The organism is Pseudoalteromonas sp. 1CM17D (genome assembly GCF_023161805.1).
In the GTDB taxonomy this organism is placed as follows: domain Bacteria; phylum Pseudomonadota; class Gammaproteobacteria; order Enterobacterales; family Alteromonadaceae; genus Pseudoalteromonas; species Pseudoalteromonas atlantica.
Window position 1 is genome coordinate 20272 of record NZ_JALNTP010000004.1, and the last position, 17563, is coordinate 37834.

Consider the following 17563-nt stretch of genomic DNA (forward strand, 5'->3'; position numbering starts at 1 on the left):
ATTTACTCATTTAATTGTAATTGGTGCGCTGTATAGCTCGGCCATAGCTTCACTGAATTCATCCACTTCAAAGCTCTCGTTTACAACTTTTGTGGTAATTAACATAACTAGCTCAGTGCGGTCCAGTGAATCTACATTGCTTTTAAACAAGTTACCTATAATTGGGATTGTGCTTAATAACGGTACACCATTGTTATACTTATTTTTCTTTTCTTGAATTAAGCCACCTAACGCTACTGTTTGGCCATCTGCTGATAAAATTTCAGAAGTGATCGCACGGTTTGTGATTGTAGGTGATGAACTCCCCCCAAGTTCATTTGGGTTTGCATCACTCACCGACATTGAAACACTCAATGTAATTACACCTTGAGAGTTAATAATGGGTGAGATAGACACATTTACACCTGTAGAGCGATATTGCACAGAGTTAGATACTGCACTGTTGTTACCCAGGCTTTCTACTGTTTGCGTAATAATAGGCACTTGATCACCAGAGGTAATCGTTGCTGACTCACCGTCTCTTACTATTAAGTATGGTCTTGATATAACACGGGCATCGCTCACGCTGTCCTTCCAGTTGAAGGTTGCTTGCCAGTTACCACTTAACACCGCCCCAGCAATACTTCCGGAACTAGAAAGAGTTGCATTACTAGCAGAAAGCGATTCATTAGAATTTGAATTTTCATAAAACCAGTCTATACCAGATGACATACTATCACCGAGTGTTACTTCCAAAATAGTCACATCAAGAATCACTTGTCCGGGTAGTACATCCATTTTTTGCATTAACGATTCAACTAAGCGGTATTCATCGTTTGTTGCATAAAAGATCAGCGCATTTTGCTGCTTATCTAGGCTATAACGCATAGTACCGGTAGTACCACTAGATTTATTACTGTTGCCTTCACCTTTAGGCCTTTGTGTAGGTGTTTGCCCTGACAATAACCCATTTATCGACTCTAGCATTTCATCAGCTTTAGCAAACTTTGGTTTGTAGACAAAGTACTGCCTTTCATCACCCGCGATTGGCACATCTATTTTATTTGCCCAAAATGTAATTCTGTCGATTATTTTTTCACTCGCCGCATACGCTACAAATGCGTTAATACGAGGAATAGGAACAAACGAGGCATCGCCCTCTTTTGACACTTGCATTCCATCTTCGATTAACAGCTTTTCAATTTGTTCTATCCCTTCAATAGGCGAAATATTAGCAAATTCTATCAGCCTAATCTGTCGACCATATGCACGAGGTACATCTAGCATATTAATTATTTTCATAGCGCGTAAAATTTCAGCTCGCTCGCCTTCTAAAATAATTAACTTTTGTAATGAATTAACAGTAACTTGGGCTGTGGATAGCTTTTTCATTATGCTAGTAATGTTTCGGCTACTACTATAAACATAAGGCACAATCTGTGTGATAGCACCCGATATGTCAGGGATATCCGCGGTATTATTCCCTATACCAATTGCTATTGAATTCTTTTTATCTGAAGACGTTGCTTTAGAAAGATATAAAATATTATCTTTTCTTAATGTCCTTATTGCACTTTCTTCGAGTGTTCTTATCACAACCTCATAAAATGCAGCTCGTGATATAGGGCTCGATATATTTAATGTTATTTTTTCACCTGATGCCGCCAATTTCGGCGCAACCACGTAGTTAATATCTAAAAGGTCGTCAAATACACGGCTTGTAAACTCTTTTATAGACACTTCATCTGCAGAAAAAGTAATCGGCTCTCCGGTTAGTTTAGGCGCTTTTTTAGCTTCTTCTTCTAAACGCGTTATGCCACCTAAATCTTGAACTTTTAATGAACTAAATTCAGCCTGCGTTTTAGCTTGCTCTTTAGCTATCTGCTCTTGTGTTTGTTTAATACCTGTTGTTTTTAGTATTGATCTATCTACTGCTAAATCGTTATCTCGTAATTTACTTGTTGTTGTACAACCAGATACTGCTAATGCGACTAAAACTAAAAGAGATCCTTTTAATGGTTTATCAATCATTTTGTTACTTCCTCAACACCATTTGTTTTTGTAATACTGACAATCTCAGGTTTGTACATTTTCAGTAAAACTTGTTCACCATTGTTAGCTAATTCAACCGCTGCTGCTAAAACTTCTTGTAGCTCCATCGATTCATACTTATCTCCTTTAGAGAGGTTAATTAATTCCTCTCCATCAGGACTATTTATCCTTATCCTCGCATTAGCAATCTCACCGCTGGTGTAAACAGACACTAATGAAAGCGTAGCATCTATAATATCGGGACCTTTATCATCGTCCTCGTTGCTGTCTTTACCTATTTCTGTGTAATCAACGCCTAAGGTGCTCGCCAATTGCTCTATATCGAATTGAGTTTGTGCTACTCTACTTACATTTAATTTTACCGAAGCGGGCGCTTTTTTTTGATGACTTTGATTTCCGGGTAACAAAAAATCGCTTACCCATATAATTATCGCAATACATACGCATAAAAGTATTAGTATATTTCTCATGATCTTTTAAATACCCGCACAAACTCTATATTTGCAGTCACTTTATCAGGAGTCGCTTTTGTGCGCGAGAAAGAAACTTGCCTGACACGATTACCTTTCTTAACGTTTTCGAGTTCATAAAGTAAATTTAGAACCTCGTTATAACTGCCTGATACGTTGAGTCTACCTGCATAAACAGAGTATGCATCGTTGATTTTTACTTCTCGAAAAGGGGCTTTGTTATTAATACTCAACTCATACCGCTCTACAGCCGCATCAATGACCTGAAGCCATAATAATGCAGGGTCCTGATTTTTATCTAAAGTAGGCAGCTGTGAGAAATCACTTAAGTTAGCTGCGATCGACTCGGAATTATTTTGCACCTGCTTATCTGAAGCTAGCAAGCTCTCCTGCTTCACTACTATTTTCTCTAAACTTTTTAGCTCATTTTTACTCGAATCTAACCAATCTAGCCAAGGGAAAACCAAAAATTCAAAACTTAAAAGCAACGCTATAGATATACCGCCCCACTTTTTTATAGATATAGATGATGCATTCACTTCCATGTCACCTCAATAGTAAACGTTTCCAAACCTTGTTTGTTTTTTGTAACCGCTCGCGAAAATTTAGCCTCTTTGACAGATTCAGCACTAATTATTTGCTCAAGTATTTTTGTTGCGGAGTTCTCTGTTGTTCCAAATAGCTCAACTCCGGTAGGGATCACTTTAACTCGCTCTATAAATACATTATCGTCTTCTAGTTTTATTTGGCTCAACTTATCAAGCACATTTGGATTAGTCGCTAAAAATTCGATTAAACCCGACGCTAAAGTTAATTCCTGATTAGTTTCTTGACGCCCAGACAACACCTTTGTTACTGCCGCTTCATTTTGCAGCTTTTTATCAGCGTAATAATTAGTAGCTAATATTAGGTATGCACTCATCAAAATAGCTGTTGCACTTAATAATGATATTATTGCTATTAGCAGGTTTCGATTGGAAAGCTTTTCGAACTTACTTACAGCTCTATTATTTAAGCCAAATAAACCCAATACGCTTAACCAGCTTAACCTACTTACGTGGCCTGACAAGTCAACCTTTTCTACGTTATGCTTTATCAGTAAAGGCTGTGCTTCTGTTTCGGCAGTATCAGAATATAGAGGGACTATTAATTGGCAATCTGACGGAACCTTGCTCAAAACATCTTTAGGTACAACAAAATATGATACTGTAAATTGATTACTCTGCAGAGCTTCTATTGACCAATAAAAATCTCCATCCATAGGTGGTAATTGCAACTTTTCAGCTTGAATTATACTTTTTAGTTCAGTTATTGAGGTGTTCTCATAAGTCCGTGTTGTCGCCCAGAAAAGGTTACGATCCAAAAAGCAAGCTGTCATTAATCTCAGCTTGGGTTTACTTAATATGGTTTGCGATACAATACACTCTGCTGTCAGATGGTACTTGTAGTGGCAAAAAGCAGAGGGTGAACCTAACTTTTTTAATAAGTTGTTCATTATCTAAAAATCAACTCTTCATCTGTTATGGAGTATGGACGGAAGGATTCCTGTCCCCGTAATAAAATAAACTTTTTTGTTATTGAAATATTGTTATTTGAAGAAATTTTAATGAGGAAACGTCCGCTAGGATAACTTATATCCCCTTCTGATGTACTTTGCGCTCCCTGTTCAGAAATTCCTAGTGCGGAGTATAAAGATTTAGGCGTAAATTGTCGAACTATGTAGTCTCCCCCATACATTGTAATATAAGGTTGTATTTGTTCATATAAAGCTTCGTTGTCTAAAACATACATCAGTTCTTTCGTTGTTTGAATAACTCCATTTTTAGGAAGCTCAGGTTGGGAGTAATCGCCTTTTTCAGCCCCCTCTAAATGTCTGAAGTTATCCTGGTCCTGCCAATCATCAAGCCTATCTTGAATTTTTAAAAGCTCTGTCTCTCCCACGCCTTGCAAGGCCAATAAGCGGTTAAAATCTTTTTTATTAAATGGCACTAGAGAGACTAACCCACTTATATCTTGTACCGAAACACTGTACTCTCCTAGCTCTTTAGCTTCACCTGTAAAGCTTTTAGTAAAATCATTTTTAATGGGCTTTCCTAAGTAATCAGCTCTAGGACCTAAAATATTAAAGTTACTTGTCATGTAACTGTAAATAATTTCTGCTTGAGCGGTTTCTAGATTTAAATATGCATCTGTATTTTGCTTCACCATACCAGCCAAGCGGGCATTATTTTGTCCTTGGCCAGACATATACAGCATGATAACCGCCATTACAGCCGTAATCATTAAAACAACAATTAATGCGACTCCTCGGTTCGTTTTAACCTTCGAAAGCATTGCTTGCCCCTAACTCAAAAGAAGTCAATTGAGGTACTTTAATAAGGATATCTGACTGGCCCTCTATGGAAAATCTAATATATAGTGGCATTAGCTTTCTTTTAAAAGCTGAGAATGAAGTACTCCATGATGGCTTTGGCTTTACTGTTACATTTAAATATTCAGAATAAAAATTGCTTAATTCAAAGCTATTTTTCCAGCCAAAGTAGCTAATTGATAAGCCTTTACCTGACAAATAATTAATCGGAGTACTGCACGTGTTATTTATAAGCTCTATATCTTCTAGTAAGAACATACCATATTCTATCTCACAATATTGCACCGTATCGTCAATCACTTTTAACGACGCCACAGCCAAAGGAGAATTAACTTGTATAGGGGTATCGGTGATAAATGAAAAGCCATAAGCATTACCATGAAAAAAAGGAACCTGTTCCGCAAGCTCAGTCCTAAAAATAAATGGAATAAGCGAGTGGATTTGGTTATTAATTAATTTAATTGTGGACAATTTTTTAATTTGGTAATTCTTTTCTGATTTGGTTAGCTCACTAACAGAAAAGCGATAACTTGTAACTGATATACTCATAACTAGAGAAAATATTACCATTGCGACGAGTACTTCGATTAACGTAAAAGCCAACTGCCTCCCTTTATTGCTTCCAATATACATCTTTAAATCTCAATATTGTCTTTTCTTGGCTTTTCTGACTAACAGTTACTTCGTACAGTTCTAAATTATCCTCTTTTTTGTCAGTATCCTGTGTCGTTTCGGAGGAAATAAAACGCACTACAGGCTTTGATTCAATCACCTCTACATGCCATTTATATTCATTAGTGCCTATCTTATAACTACCTTGCGTTATATTTTCATATTGATATTTGTAACTCACAAAATCTTTTATATATTCGGCAAGTAAACCCCGAGATATATTATTTTTTAGCTTTTGCTCATGTAGCATTGACGCTCGAGATACAAAACTAATTGCGCTAACAGCTATAAATAAGATAATAGAAGCAATTAATACCTCTATAAGCGTCATTCCCTTGCTATATCTCAATTTTTTCTCTCTTTTGAGTTCCATTTATGCCAATCGTTATTACTACTTTATTGAAGTAGCTTTGTGCATCAAAAATAAAAGACTTATCTTGTAATGTTAATTTATTAAATTCAATTTTTTTAATTAACCGCTCTAGATTCTCAGCGTCTTTATTTTCATCTTGTAAATTTTGTTCATCATCAAGATTTTTCGTTTCATCTTTGATTTCATTCATTCCTGCATCAGATTGCGGTATTTTTTGTTCGTAAACTCTTAATGTATTTTCGTTTAAAACTAACTTTAATGAACCGCCCTTATAAACACTGTACTCTTTAGCAAAAGTTATAATTGAATAGAGCTGTTTTTTTTCGCTATAGAGTTTAGCTTGATCAAATTGTTTCCACATATTTGGTAGAACAAACGATGTTGCTAACCCAATCAGCACCAATACGATAAGGAGCTCTATTAATGTAAACCCTTTATATTTAGAATGAGACATCGTTTATCGATACAATACTAAGCAACATGGTGATAACCACAGAACCTACTACTCCACCCATTACTAAAATCAGTAATGGTTCTAGCATAGCTGTAAATTTAACAAGCCATTGCTCAAAACTTAATCTTGAGCGTTGAGCTATTTCGGTGAATGAGCTTGTAAGCGTGCCACTTTCTTCACCCACGGAAATTAGCGAAATACCAATATCATCAAATAACGTTAATTTAGCTAACTCGTCACTTAATACGCCGCCAGCAGATACTGATAATACAATATTTTTTAAGCTTTTCTTTAATTTAGGATTTATTACGGTTTCACTGGCTAGCTGCAACCCCGAAGATAAACTTACGCCACTTTCTAATGTCAACTGCAATGATGTGGCAAAGCGTATTCGATCTGATTGCTTAATTATAGTGCGTATTAAAGGCAAGTTTACTGTTGCCTGTATCATTTTTATTTTAAACTCATGATTTTGAAAGGCAAAAATAAGGCCCGATATCACTGCTAAAATGCATACTAGTAAATGAAGCTGATAATTCTGTATCCATTGTGATGCGTCAATAAGTACTTGCGTGTAAGTAGGAACATCATCGACGGAATCAAACATTGATGACATGCTAGGTATAACAAAGTTAAAAATAGCCCAAATAGCGGTAATACATACTATAAGTATAAAAAAGGGATATGTTATTGCTTGAATTACCTTATTGCGCAGCGCATTTTGAAACAAAAGGTTTTGGCTAAGCCTATTGAATACTTGAGGCAAGTTACCTGTACTCTCTCCTATTTTAACCATTTCTACAAATAAAGTAGAAAATGCCTCTGGCCTTTTTGCGAGTGCATCGCTTAATAAAGCGCCTTGTTTTATATCAGAAAGTACCGAGGACCATACCAAACCGATTGCCGATTTTTGATTTGACTTTACAAGCACAGAAAGTGCTTTATCAATTTTAAGTCCATTTTTAAGCAGCGTTGCTAATTGATTTGTCGATTGCTCCAGATCAGCTAAGGTGATTCTTTTTCGTTGCCTTGCTTGGTAAGTTGCATTTACCTTAATAACTAATTTGTAATCTTGTTTTAATTTAGAAAACGCTTCTTTTTCATTTTCGGCAGAGATTTCTCCGTTTACAGTTTCGCCGCTATGAGAGTAAGCTTTATACTTATATAGTTGGCTCATCCTGCCACCCTCATAACTTCTTCAACCGTTGTAGTCCCTTGGATTGCTTTTAATAAACCATCTTGCTTTAAGCTTCGCAGGTTTTTGTCTTCCATTAGTTGATAAAGGTGATCTAAAAGCTTTTCATCTTTAGGGATTTTTTTAATATCGCTATCACAAGGAAGGTACTCTAAAAAAGCAACACGGCCCGAGTAACCAGTATGCTCGCAATGATCGCAACCTACAGCTTGGTGTAACTTAATGTTTTGTAACGGAGCTAACTTATTAAGTGTATATTTAGCAATAAGTTCTTGGCTTTCTTCTTGCTCTAACGGTTTCTTACAATGGTTACATAAAGTCCTAGCAAGACGCTGCGCCATGATTGAAACTAAACCCGCATTAAGTAGGTATTCTTCTATACCTAAGTCCATTAAACGAGTATAAGCTGAGGGCGCATCATTAGTATGAACAGTACTAAATACTAAATGCCCTGTTAATGCAGATTGCAAAGCAATTTTCGCTGTTTCGTTATCTCGGATTTCACCAACCATAATAACATCAGGATCTTGGCGTACTATACTTCTTAAACCTGCAGAAAAATCAAATCCAATATCAGAATTTACTTGCACTTGGTTTACGCCGGCTAGTTGGTACTCAATAGGATCCTCTAAGGTGATAATTTTTATATCGGGTTTATTTATCTGGTTTAAAAAAGAATATAATGAAGTTGTTTTACCTGACCCTGTAGGGCCTGTCATTAAAATAACACCAGATGTACGCTTTAGATCTTGGTTTATATAATCTATTAAATCTTCCGAGTAACCTAAAGTACCTAAGTCAAACTTTACTGCATTTTTTATTAAAAAACGCATTACAACACTTTCACCTACCCCTAGTGGTAATGTTGAGCAACGTATATCTAAGTCTGTAGAACCTGCTTTCATTTCGATTTTGCCATCTTGTGGTCGGCGCTTTTCGGCTATATCCATACCTGATAAGATTTTTATTCTAGAGATAACGGCAAGCTGCAGACTATGTGGGATTGGATCAGCTTCTTTTAAAATGCCATCGATTCTATAACGGGCACGATATCGCCCGTCCACTGGTTCTATATGTAAATCAGAGGCACCCAACTTAACACCTTTATTTATAAGGCTATTCACTAAATTAACTGTAGGTGCCCCTAACGCGAGCTCTTTAAGTGCGGCTACATTATCTGATGAAACTATTAAATCGGGCTGCTGCTGGAAAAACGCTTTAAATTGCTCGCTGAGCAGCTCAAAATCTTTTTTTGATAAAGCAAAAAAATCTATTTCAAAATCTAGAAACCTTAGATAATCCAAGCCATCCATATTATGTGGGGAAGCAAACCCCAGCTTAAGCGTTTTATTATTTATTTCTAGTGGCAATAGCTGTGCTGAGAGTAGAAAGTCTGTATTGACAGCCTCTAACGCTTTTATATCTGCTTGATCTAGCTGCAGTGGCTGAGTCCACCTACCACACTTTAATAAATCAGCGTACATAGTACTTAGCTGATCTTCATCGATCCAACCAGAATTTAATAAAAGAACATCTAACTTCTCTGATGTTGCATTTTGGTATTCAAGCGCTTGAGACAGCCTATTTGCATCAATTAAATTGTGTGCGGTTACATATTCCTTTATTTTAGTATTCCACATCAGCGTCTTCACCCTCGCCACCTAATTTGCCATCACGCCCAAAGCTTTTTAAAACAAACATATCACTATTAGCTTCTGAGCTGGCAGAATAGCTATATTCGTTACCCCAAGGATCTAGTGGTATTTTTTGTGGGAAATATGGTCCATCCCATTGTCTTTTAGTACTTTGGAGTAACTCATTTAAGGTGTCGGGATAATAGCCAATATCAAGACGATATGAGTCAAGAGCAGTCGCGATTACTTGCATTTGCGCTTTCGCTGTCCCTTCTCTGGCAGAATCCACTTTACTAAACATGCGAGGTGCAACAATTGAAGCTAAAAGGCCTAAAATAACCATAACAATTAGCAGTTCCACGAGTGTAAAACCGGAGCTTTTAAATTTGTATTTCATAATCAAATCCATGACGTTTTGTTTTTTAGATAAAAAAGGAGGCTTTTTATTTAGCCCCCAAATTTATCACAGCTAAAAAGCAATGCAACTACATTCACTATTTAGATTTTGTTACTTCATCTATTACAGAACCAAACTTTTCTAAACTTCCAGCACCTGTCAATATTTGGTAATTAGTAATGTAATTACCTTCTTTTTTACCAATTATAAAGGTTGGCGTTGAAGATAGACCCAGTTCTGCAGCATCTTGTAGCGAACGGGTAACAACATTATGAACATCAGTATTTGCCAAACAAGCGTCAAACTGCTCTTGATCTAAGTTAAAATCTTTTACAATTTCATCTAAAGAGGCTTTAGCCATAGACTTGCCAAGTTCAAATAAACGGTCTTTTACGTTTTCGTATTGATCCTGTTCATTGGCACAACGCAACGTTACTGCAGCGTAGGGTGCTTTAGGGTGTAAACTTGCTAGCGGAAATTCACGTGCCGAAACAGCTAATTTGTTTGTATCAACATATTTAGCTTTTAACTCTGGCCATACTGTTTGCTGAAACTTTTTGCAATATGGACAGTGTAAGTCTGTAAACTCTATCATTACTACTTCAGCATCTTTACTACCAATCCAAATAGCTTCTGAAGATAATTCAATTTTTTCTGGTCGAACTAGCGCACCTAAGCCTACTTTAATAGCAACTTGTCTTTGCACTTTCTTTAATTGCGCAAGCTCTTTTTTTAACTCTTCACTTTCATTGTTTTGTGTGCTTTGACACCCTGATAAAATAACAACAAAACAAAGTAATAATAGCTTTTTCATTAATATTCCTTTTGATTAAAAAAAACCCCCGCTTAAGCGAGGGTTTATCAGTAAATAACTAAATTAATTAATTATTACTGGCTCCATACATTGCGGTCAAGTACTGGCATTACACGGTCAGAACCACCCACTACACGTTGTACAGATACACCGTGAACTGTGTCACGTGGTGCTGTTACAGTGAAAGTAAGTGAATGACGCTTAGTACCAGCAGCAGCGTTAGCACCTAAGTCACCTGCAGCGTAACCGCCGTCAGCGCCTGTGTAACCTGCTTGTTCAACAGCTTCTTCGATTAGGTCTGGAACAAAGTAAACTACTGAAGACTGAGCAGCAACAGTACCAAGTTTAACAGCTGTTACTTTACGGTTGTTAGTAGTACCGTCAGCTGACTCACCAAATACGTCTACAGTTACTTCTGCTGCTTCGTCATGCTCGTTTGTTACACGTACAAAGTTACCTTCGCCGTTTACAGCGTATGGTACTTTAAGTACTGCACCGTTAACACCGATTTCGTGTGAACGAACAGTCATCTCACAGTGGTCAATGTAGTTAGCATCGTCAAAGTCTAGTGTGTAGTTAGTATCAACAGCATAGTTAAAGTTCATTACGCCGTCAGCTTGAAGATTTGAAACTGCGTAGAAAACTTCGTTATATGCTGCACCATAAAGCGTTTCATCAGTAACAGGGCGAGGGTTAGCTTCAGCTGTACCGTTATCCCATGCTGGAGTAAACACATCTATAGCTTGAGTGTCGTATACGCGAGCAGCAGCTTTAGTTAAACCAAAGGTACCCCATACAGCGCCGTTATCAAGCTCAAACTGATCTTTTGGAACATTATCAGCGTCTAAACGTGCATTGAAAGCGCCCATACGTACAGATGCGCCAGGAGCACCTGAAGCAACGAATGAGGTTTCTAAGTAATCATCAACCTGAAGATCAATACTACGGTCTAAAAGTGCTTCACGATCGTAGAAAGCTGATTTGTAAACAACTTGAGTCTGACGAGCTACTAATTGATTTGCAGCTGTTGGATCAAACACGAATTCAGTACGCGCTGTAATAGCTTGACCTAATGAGTTAGTGCTTTCTGCATTTACATCAGCTTCAGCTGTCACAACGTCTTGGAAAGCGTAAAACTGCGCAGAAATGTCTGCAATTTTAGTGTTTGGAGAAATTGCACCAAGAATGCTGTAACCATTACCACCATCTGTAACAGCTTCAAGCGCTTTCAAGCTTACAGATGCCGAAACATCAGCAGTTGTACACTCATCATTAGCAATTAGGATACCTACAGGATCTACTTCGCTTCCTAAAGTACCATCGTCTTCACCAGTAGAAACACGAGAGAACGCTAAACGCGTACCCGCACCGATAGTAATACCAGCTTTAGTGATGAAAGTAATTTCAGACTCACCATCAACTTGACCATCTGAAGAAGCTACAGCTTCTATTCGAGCAGCACCGTCTTCATCAGTGTGCTTAACTAGGTGGATTTGGTTTGCGTTACCGTCGAACACAGCACCCGTTAATTTAAACTTAAGCTTAGTACCACCTGGGATATCAGTAGTTGGAATGTAAACGATTTGCTGGTCGCGACCTGCATCATTTACTGTAATATCATCGCCATCGATATCATCAAAATCGATTGGTAAGTTACCAGTTAGCTCGTATGCAATTTTTGTTTCATCGATAGGTGCTAAAGTAGTTTCACCAGCACCAGAACGTGTAATTTCACAAGCTGCGCCAGTATACTTTTGATCAAACGCTGAAACGCCAGCATTATCACCAGTTTTGTAAATTTCAAAACATGCTTCCGTACCAGCATATGCATTACCTGCTAACACAGCTGTTACTGCTGCAGGGATTAGAGCGAGTTTAGTAAAACGCTTCATTTTTATCTCCTTGACCTTTAAATGTGCCTGTATTAGCACGTTAGTTTTAAAACTGTTTTTGCTAACTAAAGCTAGTTAACATAAATATTCTTAAACTCATCCGATACTCCTCAAAAAGAAGTATCAGTTCGAGGTGTGGTAATTATGATAACTTAGGTTACTAAATTCAAGGGTTTATTAATAAAAATGTGTTGCAAAGCATAAAAAAAAGGTTGAATAATGTTCAACCTTTTGAATGTTAAGACTTTTAATTACTATTTTATTCGTAACTTTTTATGAACATTTGTCCCTAATTAAAGCGCACTTAAAGCAGCAACTGCGACACCTAATTGATATAAAACTTGAGTCGCTTTACTCCACAGAGTTAGTTTATCCATATGCTCTGCATTTAATGGCACTACTATAGTATCACCAGGCTCTAGCATCGTTGCTTCATTCGCTGCAAACCAGCTACTTTTGTTAGGCACTTTAACTGAGCCATTGGCTTTTATTATATAAATACGATCATCCGCTGCTCTGGATTTTAGGCCACCACTTTTATTTATGTAATCTTCAATTGATACGCCTCTTTCATACAAGTGCGATGTTGAGTAGTTAACTTCCCCTATTACACTTATAGAATCACGCTTACTAGGGACAAACAACATGTCTCCATCTTGTAAAACTAGCTTTTGTTTATTTTGTACTATTAATGGTAAATTAATGACTAAGCGCCCTATCGCTTTAACATTGGCTAAATCATCAAGTAGATTATTCATTTCGTCGTACGATAAAGAATTGCTGGTTATAGAACTTTGGAAGCTCTTTGAGGCTATATCGCGACGTAACTCTGTAGATAAACGAGCTAATTGCTCTTGCTCCTGCTTTTTTATAGACTTACGAGTGAAAACAGCGGCACTTTGCTCAGCAAATTGTGAAAAGCCACCCGCTCTTTTTAGTAAGTCATTTAAAGTCTCGCCTCGTCTTATGGTATATTCCCCAGGAAATTTAACCTCCCCTTTTAACTCAACTTTTACATTTTCTTGCCAATTTGGAATAGGGAATATATTTAAACTATCCTTACTTTTTAGCGTTACATTGTCGCGATTATCGCCACTAACGACACTTTGCAAGTCAAATTGTATGTGTTCAACCTCAGAGATATCTGATCCCGCTATACGTGTAATTTCTGCTTGCTTTACGTAAGCCGACTCTAACAAACCTCCTGCAGCAGCAATTAAGTCGCTCACTTTTCCACCTACTGACAACGGGTAAATTCCTGGGTAGGTTACATGCCCTGAGATTTCAACTAACTGCATGTTTTGGCTAAAAGAGGCTTGCTTTCGTAGCTTTGCAATAATTGGTTCTAAAAGATTAAAACGACTAAATGTTGCGTAATCTTCAGGTTTTAAGCTTTGCTCTTCCTCTTTTTTACGCTCAGTATATTCTGCTATTGTTAATATTTGATCATTATCAGTTATTAACTCTTGTTCCTTTTCGTTTATACCGATGTACTTTTCAAATTCTTTTTGTTGAAATTTTTGCCATTGCTGAGTTTTAAGTTGCTGAATGCGCTGCTTTTCACTTAAAGCCATATTAGCTAATGCCACTTGCTCAACTTCTTTCTCTTCGAATCGGCTAAAGATAATAACTTTATCGTTTGCTTGCAGCTTTAAGTCGTTTTTCTTATTTTTGACTATTGCTTGCGCTACATCAAATTGATGAATTTCTATGTCACCATTAATATTTATTTCACGAATAACCAGGCCATAGCTTAGATCAGCTTGTGGAAGTAGGTCGCCACGTACAGACTTTAAAACATCAGAAATTCGCTTGCCTGGTTGCCATTCATAACTCCCAGGGCGTGCCACAGCACCAATTAAACTAATAGAGTTTAAATATTGTTCACTTATTGAATTAAAACGTAAACGATCGCCATCTTGAGGGGTATAGTTAACTTGAGATTTTGTAAAATCAATAGAAAGAATTTCTTTTCGTTCAGCGTTAAAGCGCTCTACAACTGCATTTTTAGCATATGCTCCTGGTTTAAGCCCACCTGCCATAGCGAGTAATTGCTTTGCTGTTTCGCCCGCTTTTAGCTCAAATATTGCTGGGCGCTTTACTAACCCCTCAACAGTTACTTGTTTTCCTACGGGAGGAACAAAGACAACATCGCCTGATTTTAATACTATATCGTTACTACTGTCGCCTTCGATGAGTAAATCATAGAGATCGAAGTTAGTAATAACCTGACCAGAGCGCTTTACTTGTATATTGCGAAGTGAAGCTATATCTGATACCCCACCACTAACGAACAAAGCATGCGACACTGTAGTTAATGATGAAACACTATAACTACCGGGTTTATAAGCTTCACCTAAAACAAGGATACGCATGCTGCGTAGCTGCCCTAATGATACAAATGCCTTAACTCCAATAACCTCTTGGTCTACCTTTAATTTAATTAATTCTTTTACTTCAGCGAAAGTAAGGCCTGCGACTTCTACAGGACTGAGATTAGGTATGCTAATGCGTCCTTCTCTGTCGACAGTTACATCAAAGCTGTTACTCTCTTTCCCATAAAAGCTAATTTTTAGTTCATCGCCAGTGCCAATAGTATAACTATCTGGGATTGAAGCATTTTCACTTGGCATAAAAGTAGTTGGTTCACCAGCAAAAAGTTCATATCCAAACGGTTTCAGTTCCTCGACTTTAGGCTTAAACCGCTCTTCATCGGTTAAGGTTTTCTCTTTCTCGTCAAAACGTTCTCCAATAGATATTGGTTGAGGTGAGTTACTTGCTTTCGAGGTTTGCCCATCACCTGTAATAGCTGAAATATCTACACCGTACTGCTTAGCTAAAGCCTCTTGCTGAGCACGTGGTAAATTTTTAAACTGTTCAAGCTGAGCTGCTGTTGGTGTAAACGCTAATAAATTAACGCTAAAAACTAAAAATAAAAAACTTACGTAATATTTCAAAGCTTTCACGAGTGTATATATCCCTAATCGACGACCGAAAATTTCAGCTATAATACATTATTTGCTTTTAAATAGAAGCGCAGTGGACTAAGAAGCTAGCTATTAATATTAACCATATTGGGTATCAATATTGTTTAACTTTATTTAGCTTTCAACCAGTAAATAAGTTTGTGTGCAAGTGAAAACGTGGAGTGATAGGGGGCTTATTTTTGGATTTCCATTTAGTCACTTGTGCGAATTCAATCGAAATAGTCATTTTACGCTTAGTTTGTTCGCTAACTCACTTCTATTACTTTAATAGTTTACATATGTACAAGTAACACTTTCTTGCCCCATGTCCACACCCACTTGCAACAAAGCGTAATTTAATCTATAACTGTTCTGCTCTAACTACATTAATAGTTTCAAATAAAAAAGGGACTTTCGTCCCTTTTGTCAGCTAACTGTCATTAAATATGTTTATTTGGTTAAAAACTATACACTAACGTTAATGACGTCTCTGTATCTGTGCTTTCTTCGTCATCAGCAACATCTGAGTTGTTGGTAACATTAAAAGCGACTTTCATTTGCAGCGAGCCATTTATTTTTGCTAGCAATGCAGTTTCTGAACGCGTTTTGGTGTTTGAGTCACCGTACTCAACTGATACAAGTTGAGTAAAACGTGCACTGTCTGAAATCTGCCAGTTGTAATCAAGTTTACCTAAAGCAATTATTTCACTGTCGCTTTCGCCTGCAAGTAGGTTACCGTCGTCATCAACTTGCGTGCTGTCGTCTGAGTATTCAAAAAATTTGTAACCCGGACCAAACTCTGCATTTAACCACATATCTGGTTGGTCAATTAAACGTAAGCCGTAACCCGCAGAAATTACAGATTCAGTTCTATACGCGCCAAAGTAGTCTGAAACGTGTGAACCATAAATGAATAAATGAGAATTCTTTTCATTTAATTTGTAATTACCTTGCGCAGATGCAGAGTACTTTTCGTTGGTGCGCTGTTTGTCTTTATCGCCGTTGTCATCTTCTACTTCATCTTCTTTATAGATGCCGTCGATTTTGTACTCGTTATTCCAGTTTTCTAGGTGGTGTAATACCTTTAAACCGCCTTTTAACGTTGTAGTTTCAGTGTTACCGCTCGTGACGATAGCACCAAGCTCACTTGTTACTTCCCACGTTTTTTTCTCTGCGTCTTCAGCGAATGCGTTAGTTGCAGCAGAGGCTGCAACTAAAAGTGTTAAAAGCTTTAATTTCATTAAAAATAACCTATTTAGTACTTTGAATTAGTCTTGCTTGTGTAAATGTACATCCATTTGCGGATATGGAATTGCAATATCTGCATCATCTAATGCAATTTTTATGTTCTCTAATAATGACCAGTAAGTCGGCCAGTAATCACCTGAGTTTACCCAAGGACGGACAATAAAGTTTACGCTTGAGTCTGCAAGTTCAGAAACTGCAACAGTATATGCTGGATCTTTAAGTAAACGAGTCTCTGCGTCAAGTACTGACTGTAATACTTCTTTTGTTTTTCGTAAGTCGGCTTCGTAACTTACACCAATTACTAAATCGATACGGCGAGTAGACTCACGCGAGAAGTTAGTAATAGCACCCGACATAATTTGTGAATTTGGTACGATAATTACTTTGTTATCTGGGGTGCGAAGCTCTGTAGAGAATATTTCAATTTTTTTAACTGTGCCCATTTTACCGCCAGCTTCAACAAACTCACCTGATTTAAATGGACGAAGTAATATAATAAGTACGCCAGATGCAAAGTTAGACAGCGAACCTTGCAGTGCTAAACCAACAGCTAGGCCAGCCGCACCTAAAATAGCAATAAACGAGGTTGTTTCTATACCGATTTGCGAAAGTGCCATTAAAATAGTGGCAGCAAATACGATAGCATAAACTATACTCGATACAAATGAGCCTACAGCTTTATCAACTTTCTTTTTATCGAATGCTTTTTCTGTTAAACCTGCACAAAACTTGGCAATACGGCTACCAAGTAAAAAGATAACAAGCGCAATAACTGCTTGAATACCGTAGTGTAAAATTAGGCCTGAGTTTTCGTTTAGCCAAGTAAGTATTGAATCCATAGTAACTCCAAATAGTTTTTATTAAGCAATTTCTCGCAAGTGAGTATACATTAATTTACATTTTATTCTCATCAAATAGTAAATTATCACTACAAAATAGTTTTTATTGTCAGCGCTATTACGCTACACACTCTTTATGAACCTTTACTGATAGTAGGCAATTTTATGAAATATTTATTTTTTTTGATTTTTTTTAATTTTAGGCTT

Annotated in this window: 16 protein-coding genes; all 16 read right to left on the bottom strand. The window is 37.2% G+C overall.

The features are described from left to right. Positions 1–6 precede the first annotated feature (6 nt). The gene (locus MSC25_RS08915; RefSeq protein WP_138577065.1) at positions 7–2010 is read right to left on the bottom strand and encodes a secretin N-terminal domain-containing protein; all 2004 of its coding nucleotides are present in this window, start codon (positions 2008–2010) and stop codon (positions 7–9) included. Next, positions 2007–2501, bottom strand: a complete 495-nt coding sequence (locus tag MSC25_RS08920) for a hypothetical protein (protein ID WP_138577063.1) — start codon at positions 2499–2501, stop codon at positions 2007–2009. Before MSC25_RS08920 ends, MSC25_RS08915 begins: the two co-directional genes overlap by 4 nt. Then, complete coding sequence (locus MSC25_RS08925) at positions 2498–3046, bottom strand: hypothetical protein (protein WP_138628007.1); 549 nt, start codon at positions 3044–3046, stop codon at positions 2498–2500. The genes MSC25_RS08920 and MSC25_RS08925 overlap by 4 nt, the downstream gene beginning before the upstream one ends. Next, complete coding sequence (locus MSC25_RS08930; protein ID WP_138577059.1) at positions 3037–3996, bottom strand: hypothetical protein; 960 nt, start codon at positions 3994–3996, stop codon at positions 3037–3039. Before MSC25_RS08930 ends, MSC25_RS08925 begins: the two co-directional genes overlap by 10 nt. Continuing rightward, positions 3996–4835, bottom strand: coding sequence for a type II secretion system protein GspK (locus MSC25_RS08935; RefSeq protein ID WP_138577057.1), 840 nt, complete (start codon positions 4833–4835; stop codon positions 3996–3998). The genes MSC25_RS08930 and MSC25_RS08935 overlap by 1 nt, the downstream gene beginning before the upstream one ends. Continuing rightward, complete coding sequence (locus tag MSC25_RS08940; RefSeq protein WP_171036141.1) at positions 4819–5475, bottom strand: type II secretion system protein; 657 nt, start codon at positions 5473–5475, stop codon at positions 4819–4821. Before MSC25_RS08940 ends, MSC25_RS08935 begins: the two co-directional genes overlap by 17 nt. Before the next feature lie 10 nt (positions 5476–5485). Beyond that, positions 5486–5917 (bottom strand): prepilin-type N-terminal cleavage/methylation domain-containing protein, encoded by a 432-nt coding sequence (locus tag MSC25_RS08945; RefSeq protein ID WP_138577053.1) that lies wholly within the window; start codon positions 5915–5917, stop codon positions 5486–5488. Then, positions 5883–6371 carry a prepilin-type N-terminal cleavage/methylation domain-containing protein gene (locus tag MSC25_RS08950; RefSeq protein ID WP_138577051.1) on the bottom strand — a complete coding sequence of 163 codons (489 nt, stop codon included), beginning with the start codon at positions 6369–6371 and terminating at the stop codon, positions 5883–5885. The genes MSC25_RS08945 and MSC25_RS08950 overlap by 35 nt, the downstream gene beginning before the upstream one ends. Further along, positions 6358–7548, bottom strand: coding sequence for a type II secretion system F family protein (locus tag MSC25_RS08955; RefSeq protein WP_138577049.1), 1191 nt, complete (start codon positions 7546–7548; stop codon positions 6358–6360). The genes MSC25_RS08950 and MSC25_RS08955 overlap by 14 nt, the downstream gene beginning before the upstream one ends. Further along, positions 7545–9218: a type II/IV secretion system protein gene (locus MSC25_RS08960; protein WP_248443211.1), complete on the bottom strand. Its 1674-nt coding sequence runs from the start codon at positions 9216–9218 to the stop codon at positions 7545–7547. Before MSC25_RS08960 ends, MSC25_RS08955 begins: the two co-directional genes overlap by 4 nt. Next, positions 9193–9597 (bottom strand): type II secretion system major pseudopilin GspG, encoded by a 405-nt coding sequence (gene gspG, locus MSC25_RS08965; RefSeq protein WP_055016685.1) that lies wholly within the window; start codon positions 9595–9597, stop codon positions 9193–9195. Before gspG ends, MSC25_RS08960 begins: the two co-directional genes overlap by 26 nt. A gap of 97 nt (positions 9598–9694) precedes the next feature. Beyond that, the gene (locus tag MSC25_RS08970) at positions 9695–10411 is read right to left on the bottom strand and encodes a thioredoxin domain-containing protein (protein WP_138577047.1); all 717 of its coding nucleotides are present in this window, start codon (positions 10409–10411) and stop codon (positions 9695–9697) included. A gap of 74 nt (positions 10412–10485) precedes the next feature. Next, a complete protein-coding gene (locus tag MSC25_RS08975; protein WP_138577045.1) occupies positions 10486–12303 on the bottom strand; it encodes a hypothetical protein in 1818 nt (605 codons plus the stop codon). Positions 12304–12596: 293 nt separating this feature from the next. After that, positions 12597–15269, bottom strand: coding sequence for an SLBB domain-containing protein (locus MSC25_RS08980; RefSeq protein ID WP_138577043.1), 2673 nt, complete (start codon positions 15267–15269; stop codon positions 12597–12599). 458 nt (positions 15270–15727) lie between these two features. Further along, the gene (locus MSC25_RS08985; protein WP_004585785.1) at positions 15728–16510 is read right to left on the bottom strand and encodes a DUF481 domain-containing protein; all 783 of its coding nucleotides are present in this window, start codon (positions 16508–16510) and stop codon (positions 15728–15730) included. A gap of 27 nt (positions 16511–16537) precedes the next feature. Further along, complete coding sequence (locus MSC25_RS08990) at positions 16538–17356, bottom strand: mechanosensitive ion channel domain-containing protein (protein WP_138577041.1); 819 nt, start codon at positions 17354–17356, stop codon at positions 16538–16540. Between the last annotated feature and the right edge of the window lie 207 nt (positions 17357–17563).